The sequence below is a fragment of the Dysgonomonas sp. Shenzhen-Wh21 genome, from assembly GCF_043392705.1.
GTDB lineage: Bacteria > Bacteroidota > Bacteroidia > Bacteroidales > Dysgonomonadaceae > Dysgonomonas.
This window is the reverse complement of record NZ_JAIXHZ010000202.1, coordinates 1-7081: the sequence shown is the minus strand read 5'-3', so window position 1 is coordinate 7081 and position 7081 is coordinate 1. Positions and strand designations below refer to the sequence as shown.

Genomic DNA, 7081 nt, shown 5'->3' with positions numbered 1-7081 from the left:
CCTGTTGGGTTACATTCCAGCAGGGGACATTTTTATTTTGGCGTAAGGGGTTAAACGTATTTTGGAAAAGAGGGTCAATTTAGACTGGCAAAAGGGGGCAATTAACACTGGATTTTCCAGTTGTATTGTATGATAGTGGAAAACATAAGTTAGCACGAAGAAGAAAACTCAGCTTTGAAGAAATAAAGCAACAGGCTCAGGAGTATTTCAATGATAAGCTTGATAATGCTGATGAATTTGTAAATCTTGCTAATGATTCATACAATAGAAGTAATTATAAAATGTCTTCGTTCAATTTGCATCAAGCTTGTGAAAACTATATTTATGCTATTCGGTTAGTCTTTACTTTAGAAAATCCTAAACAGCATAATCTTACAAAATTACTGAATTCCGTAAAGAAATATTCCAACGAATTTATAAAAGTCTTTCCACAGGACACACCCGAAGAAAAGCGTTTATTCGAACTTATTAAGGCAGCTTATGTGAATGGACGCTATGATCCTGATTTTGTAGTAACTAAAGAGGATATTGACGCCCTTGTTCCGAAAGTGGAATTGCTTAGGGATATTACTAAGCATATTTGTGAAGAGAAGATTAGAGAGTATGGGGAGATGGAGTGAATTAGTTATACTATTCTAAGAATTATATGAAAATAAATAAAAATGATTTCCCAATATTAGAATGTATTGAGAATAACCATTTAACAGATAAAATTTATAGCTTCTTAGGAAGTTCTGGTTATGAAGTTGACGGCATTACTGATATAATGAAAAGTTTACGTGCATTTTTTTATGGGAACATAAAAATAGATTGTATATCAAAAGTAATCCATGAGCAACTTTTAGAAACACCAAACTTTCTTAAGGCAAAAGTCATGCTACAGGATTCGGATGAAATAACGGGCTTATTACTATTACCTGATATAATTTATTCTGATTTATCAAATGTACCTGAGTATGTTGATGTAAATACAGAAGATTATCCTATTAGTGTAATATTCTATACATGGACAAGTTTTGATAATCTTCAAAAAAGATTGGGAACTTTCGAAGAAGAATGGGGAGATGATAAAGGAAGAGAGATATTAATTATACCTATTCACAATAATAAAATAACACAAGCAACAAGCCAATACCATATGATTTGTAACGATGAATTATATGGAACTAAATATAGTGAGAAGGAAGGTCGTTGTTGGTATGGAAAAATACATGATTATGTAATGTCTTTTCTTATATATCAAGAAATAAATTTGGAAAATAATAGAGGTCAAAAGCAAAAAATAGAAACCAATGTTGTAAATTTCATTTGATATGTGTAATGAAATATCTAATTCAAACCTTGCAATATATCAAACAAATAATGATTTAGCTGAAAACACGAGTGTTCTTTGGCTTGAACTACTATTTAATAGAGAGGATATAGCAACAAATTTTGAAAAAAGAGATAAAAAGCCCGATATAGATGGTTCTTTTACAATACTAAATAACAGACGCTTTGATGCACGTTTAGAGGCTCAAATAAAAACCTATAATCTAAAAAAATCAAAAGGGCAAGCAAAATATTCATGTGACACTAAGTTCATCTATTATGCTTTAAAGAATCGTATAAGTTGCATTATACTTTTTGTTGTGGATAATTCTACGAATAAAGCATATTGGAAATATTTATCTCAAAAATTTATCGACAGCTTGAATCTGAAGTATGAACAGAAAGAGGTGACAATTCATTTTAATGATAATGAATATGTTAGTTATGATAATATTGAGGAGTGTCTTGCTATCTGGAAATCTCATTTTAATATAAAGAACAATGCTATTTTTATTGAAGATGATAATATTGAAAAATTTAATGAGAAAATCACACAAATTAATAAATATTTAACTAATTCTGATTTATCAGCTTTTGACAATAAATATATTGTAAGTATTCAAAAATTTATTGATAGATATAATCAGCTTTTTGATGGAGATTACAAAATACTAAAACGTTTCTATTTCCCGAATGTTTGGAAATTTGGAATTGCTATAGATGAATTTACAGAAACCACATTATCATATTGTATTTATAAGATAATATGGGGAAAAAGTGATTTATTTATCAAGAAGGTTGACCTTTCTGAAATTTCTAAATTAAATTTAGATTATCTTGATAGAAGTTGGATATACACAGCTTTTCGTGATAATAAGAATGAAATCTGGACAGGAAAGCCAGATATAGTAATGCATGATATAAATAAAAAAATAAAAGACTTATTAGAAAATAAAAAGCTTATCTTTCTTTCTCCTGAAATAGCAATTGAATGTATTTATGATACTTTGGAAGAAGAATATAGAAATTGGAAAATTGATTATAATGATTCAGTAAATCTTCTAATTATGAAAGAATTTATTGAAAATAAATATGAAAATAAAATAAGTAAAAGAGACTTGCAAATATATTCCGCTGGCGTCAGGTCAAACGATATTACAACGACCTATTATTGTATTGATTATTTGTTAAACAATGGATTCCAAAATATAGAACGTTTATACCCTTCAAAACCATCCTATAGAGATAAGGAAAGTTCGATAAATTATCTGTGTTCAAAAACAGAAACAGTTTTTTCTTATCTTCCTGCTCTTTTTGAAGCATATATGTACTTTGCATTTCCTTCTCTTCAATCTAAAATAACATTTTGGGACGATATTGATTTGATGTTTGTCATATTTAGGACAGATGGAGATAAATCAGCAATAGAAATTGACTATTTCAAAAGACAAGATGGAAAGTTGTCAACACCACAATTATTATTTACAAAAAACTTTGAACATCAACTATATCAAGATTATTTTACAGAACGGTCAAAAAATAAAGATATAGATCAATTTAAGTATAATTATGTATATAATCAAAATTCATATAAATTGGAGTATACACAATTTGAAGATATACATTGTATAAATAATTATTTTTCAATACATAAACAACTCTATCGTTTTCTTGCAAAGAAATTTGATAATTACTTAAAACCTGATTGTCGAATAATGAATGATATCGCCCGACGGAGAATATAATTTGGGAGATATAGATATAACTTTTGATATATAGTCAGAATATTTTTTCATCTTCCATACAAAATTATAATCAAGAATAAACTATCAAGGCCATAGCCTCACGGTTATTTCAAGAAATCTTCCTTTTTTACTTTTTCTTTCTCTCGGTTATATATCAGGATATAAAAAGAACTTAATCGCTATTTATCCTAAAACGATTAAGTTCCTTTCTTATAATAAAGCAATTTGCTGTTTAATCAAATTCTTTTTTCAGTTGTTCTACCCAGCTTTTTATCCGATCGTTTGTCAGTTTCGACTGGTTTTCTTTATCTATGGCTAATCCAACGAATTTGTGATCTCGAATGGCTCGTGACATTTCAAAATCATAACCCTCGATAGATGTAAAGCCAACTATTTTAGCTCCAACAGACTCGAATGTCTCAGCCAAAATACCTATTCCGTCAACAAAGTTTTCCGGGTACTTCACCTGATCTCCTAGTCCAAAAATGGCAACTTTCTTGCCCTTCATATTCAAAGCTTCTAGTTCAGGTCTTACTTCATCCCAATGATTGGGTAGCTCTCCATCAAACCATGTTGCTACTCCTACAATAATATTGTCATAACTTTCAAAATCCTTTTTCCATGCATCTTCAACTGAGACAAGGTCAACTAGGTCACTACCAAAAGCCTCTTTTATCTTTTTAGCAATAGAGGCTGTCTTGGTTGTAGTTGTTCCGTAAAACAATCCTATTTTCTTCATTGCATATATAGTGTTTTTTGTTATTTAAAATTCAAGTAATTTTTTAGCAGCTTCGTAGATTTTATCCACATTCGGAAGTACAGCTTTTTCTAGTATCGGATTGAAGCCTACAGGCGTGAAAGTAGAACCTACACGTTGTACCGGCGCATCCAGATACTGGAACATTTCTGAACCAATTATCGCTGCAATTTCTCCTCCAAGACCTGCAAACACTTTGTCTTCATGTACAATAAGTGCTTTACTTGTTTTCTTTACCGATTCGAAGATAGTCTCTTTATCCAATGGAACCAAAGATCGTAAGTCGATTACTTCGACATCCCAATCTTCTTTAGCCAAACGCTCTGCCACAGAGAGGCTGAGTAGTGTTGTGTTTCCATAAGTGAAAAGGCTTAGATCCTTTCCGGGACGGCGAACACGAGCCTTTCCAAAAGGTACTTCAAAATCGTCAGGAATAACTGTTGCTGCATCTACAGAGTTGTATAAAGCTTTTGGCTCTAGAAATACGGTTAATCCTTCCGAACGTAAGCTGGTACGCAACAGACCTGCTGCATCGTCTGCGAAAGAAGGATAAACGATTCTGCATCCCGGCAATGTAGCCAATGCCGCTTCAATATTTTGAGAGTGGTATATTCCGCCTCCGATATATCCACCCGATGCTAGTCGTAAAGTGATATTCGGTGAAAACTGACCGTTGCTGCGCCAGTAATCGTGGGTACATTCTACAAATTGCTCCATTGCCGGCCAAAAATAATCGGCAAACTCAGCACCTTCTATAACAACTCGTATCTTCGGGTCGAAACGGCTCATACCGTTTGCTGTTCCCACGATAAAGTCTTCTGCAATAGGAGCGTTGAAAATACGTTTTTCTCCAAACTCTTGTTGCATACCTTTCGAAACGTTGAACACTCCCCCTTTGTCTTTGTTTGCCACATCCTGCCCCCACAAGAAAGTGTCGGGATTGTGTCTAAACTCAGCTTTGAGTGTTTCGTTAATAGCCGTTACCAGATTTTTCTTTTCGCCCTCTTCATTATGAGTTCCATCCACATACTTTTCAGGTTTATATGGTTCCGGTATAACGAAATCGAAAATAGATTTAGGGTCGGGATCGGGTGCAGCTAAAGCCTTTTTATTCGCGGCACTCACTTCTTTCTTTACTTCGGCTTCTATGGCTTGCAATTCTTCTTCCGTAAAGCGTTTGTAGCGTAACAGCATCCGACGGAATTTATGTAAAGGATCGGCTTCTTTTACATATTTCAATTCGTTTTCATCACGATACAGAGTATGCTTATCCGAGTTGGAGTGTGAGCCGATGCGTACGCAATTGGCGTGCATCAATACCGGCTTCTGATTTGCAATAGCATATTCGCGAGCTTCGGCCATTGCATTCATCGAGTCGAAAACATCCTTACCGTTGCAATACATTATTCTCAGGTTTTTTATCCCTGAATAATTATCTACGGCTTTTCTGTTTGCTGTCTGATCTTTTTTAGGAACTGATATACCATAACCGTTATCCTGTATGACAAATATTACAGGCAGTTCTTCTTTCGATGCTCCGTTTATCGCTTCAAAGACATAGCCTTCCGACATGGCAGATTCTCCGTGTGACGTGATAGCGACACCTTTTTTCTCATAATATTTTATGGCGCGGGCTACTCCTACAGCATGTAAATCGTGATTACCTGTGGCAGAAGATACGTTCTCTATGTGCCATTCAGGTTTGGCAAAGTGGTTCGACATGTGACGTCCGCCACTAGCCGGATCAGTTGCTTTCGAAATACCGTTCAGTATCAGTTCTTCTGCAGTAAGACCTGCTGAAAGAACGGTTAGCATATCACGATAATAAGGGAACATGAAATCTTCTCCTTTAGTAAAGGCCTGCCCCACTGCAAGCTGGATTCCATCGTGTCCTGCATAAGGAGCATGGTACGACCATCCGAGAGATTGTAGCAAATAGGCCGGGGCTTTTTCGTCGATAGCCCGTCCTAATGTCATCAGGTGATACCAGTTTTTTAGAGTTTCTTTATCTGTTGTTTTTATATCATATTTTTTCATATCTGTTTTTCTGTTTTGAGTTAGGTTAGGCATTCCAGTTTTCCAAATATTCAGCTATGCGGTACAAGAAGTTTCCTCCCAGCATACCGTCTACCACACGGTGGTCGTACGATAATGAAAGGTACATCTTGTGTCTGATAGCGATAACATCCCCTTCGGGCGTTTCTACTACTACAGGTTTCTTCTCAATGATGCCTACACCAAGTATTGCTACTTCGGGTTGGTTGATAATCGGAGTACCAAACAAACTCTTGAATGAACCAAAGTTGGTAATGGTGAATGTTCCTCCTTGAATTTCATCCGGCAACAATTTATTGGCGCGAGCCTTGTTTGCCATATTATTCACCGCTACAGCCAAACCGCTTAAGCTTAATTTATCCGCATCTTTTATTACGGGAACAATCAGGTTTCCATCATTCAGAGAAACAGCAACACCGATGTTGATGCGTTTTTTCTCTATAATGTTATACCCGTCCACAGAGGAGTTGATGCGAGGGAAATCCTTCAATGCTTTTGCTGTTGCTTCAACTATCGGTGACATATATGTAAGGCTTACACCTTCGCGTTTCTTGAAGGTATCTTTGTTTTGTTCACGCCAGTTTACTAGTTTGGTTACGTCTACTTCTATCACATTGGTAACATGCGGAGATATCTTTTTAGAAGCAACCATTCGGTCGGCTATAATACGACGTATGGCATCCATCGGAATCACCTGATCCCCATCTGCAACTTGTACAGGCGCTGCCTTTGGTGCACTTTCTTGTGATGGTGACGGAGCTGCAGGTGTAGACGTTTTTGCAGCCGGTGCCGGTGTTGTTGATACTCCTTTTTTCTTATTGTCGATGTATAGCTCAATATCACGTTTGCTGAGGCGTCCTTCGTAACCTGTTCCGGGTACAGTATCAAGCTCACTTTGACTGATTCCCGCGTCTTTTGCTTTCTGTAGAACAACAGGAGAATACCATCTGTCTGCTGTGCCTTTACTTACTTTTTCTTCCGATACTTTCGCAGGTGCGGTCGGAGTTGCTTTTTCTTCAGCCTTAGCTGGTGCAGGAGCAGGAGCCGGTGTCGGTTCTTCTTGTTTTGCAGCTTCAGTACTTGGTTCTTCTTCGCCTTCTTCACCTTCCAGTTCAACGATAGCTACAACAGTACCTACAGATACTGTATCTCCTTCTTTGAATAATATTTCAAGAATTTTCCCTGATACAGGAGATGGAATTTCCGCACTGAC

The 7081-nt window shown here is 35.8% G+C and carries 6 protein-coding genes; 3 read left to right on the top strand and 3 right to left on the bottom strand.

Annotation, left to right across the window (positions count from 1 at the left end; translation table 11 throughout):
• Positions 1 to 125 precede the first annotated feature (125 nt).
• Genes LDB17_RS13840 through LDB17_RS13830 form a run of 3 tightly spaced genes read left to right on the top strand, consistent with a single transcriptional unit; the run spans position 126 to position 3056 of the window.
• Positions 126 to 620, top strand: a complete 495-nt coding sequence (locus LDB17_RS13840; protein WP_252637532.1) for a HEPN domain-containing protein — start codon at positions 126 to 128, stop codon at positions 618 to 620.
• Positions 621 to 646: 26 nt separating this feature from the next.
• Complete coding sequence (locus LDB17_RS13835) at positions 647 to 1312, top strand: hypothetical protein (RefSeq protein WP_252637534.1); 666 nt, start codon at positions 647 to 649, stop codon at positions 1310 to 1312.
• 1 nt (position 1313) lies between these two features.
• On the top strand, positions 1314 to 3056 hold the full coding sequence (locus LDB17_RS13830) for a DUF4365 domain-containing protein (protein WP_252637536.1): 1743 nt from the start codon (positions 1314 to 1316) through the stop codon (positions 3054 to 3056).
• Positions 3057 to 3288: 232 nt separating this feature from the next.
• On the opposite strand, the gene LDB17_RS13825 is transcribed toward LDB17_RS13830, so the two are convergent.
• The 3 genes from LDB17_RS13825 to LDB17_RS13815 all read right to left on the bottom strand — a co-directional run.
• Complete coding sequence (locus LDB17_RS13825) at positions 3289 to 3795, bottom strand: flavodoxin (protein WP_252637537.1); 507 nt, start codon at positions 3793 to 3795, stop codon at positions 3289 to 3291.
• 24 nt (positions 3796 to 3819) lie between these two features.
• Positions 3820 to 5850 carry a thiamine pyrophosphate-dependent enzyme gene (locus tag LDB17_RS13820; protein WP_252637539.1) on the bottom strand — a complete coding sequence of 677 codons (2031 nt, stop codon included), beginning with the start codon at positions 5848 to 5850 and terminating at the stop codon, positions 3820 to 3822.
• A 25-nt stretch (positions 5851 to 5875) separates the two neighbouring features.
• Positions 5876 to 7081 (bottom strand): dihydrolipoamide acetyltransferase family protein (locus tag LDB17_RS13815; RefSeq protein WP_393925090.1); only part of this gene is annotated, 1206 nt, incomplete at its 5' end.

What these genes read in the sequence shown, in the direction of transcription:
- LDB17_RS13835 (WP_252637534.1), top strand. Translation starts at nt 647, where the DNA reads ATGAAAATAAATAAAAATGATTTCCCAATATTAGAATGTATTGAGAAT.
- LDB17_RS13830 (WP_252637536.1), top strand. Translation starts at nt 1,314, where the DNA reads ATGTGTAATGAAATATCTAATTCAAACCTTGCAATATATCAAACAAAT.
- LDB17_RS13825 (WP_252637537.1), bottom strand. Translation starts at nt 3,795, where the DNA reads ATGAAGAAAATAGGATTGTTTTACGGAACAACTACAACCAAGACAGCC.
- LDB17_RS13820 (WP_252637539.1), bottom strand. Translation starts at nt 5,850, where the DNA reads ATGAAAAAATATGATATAAAAACAACAGATAAAGAAACTCTAAAAAAC.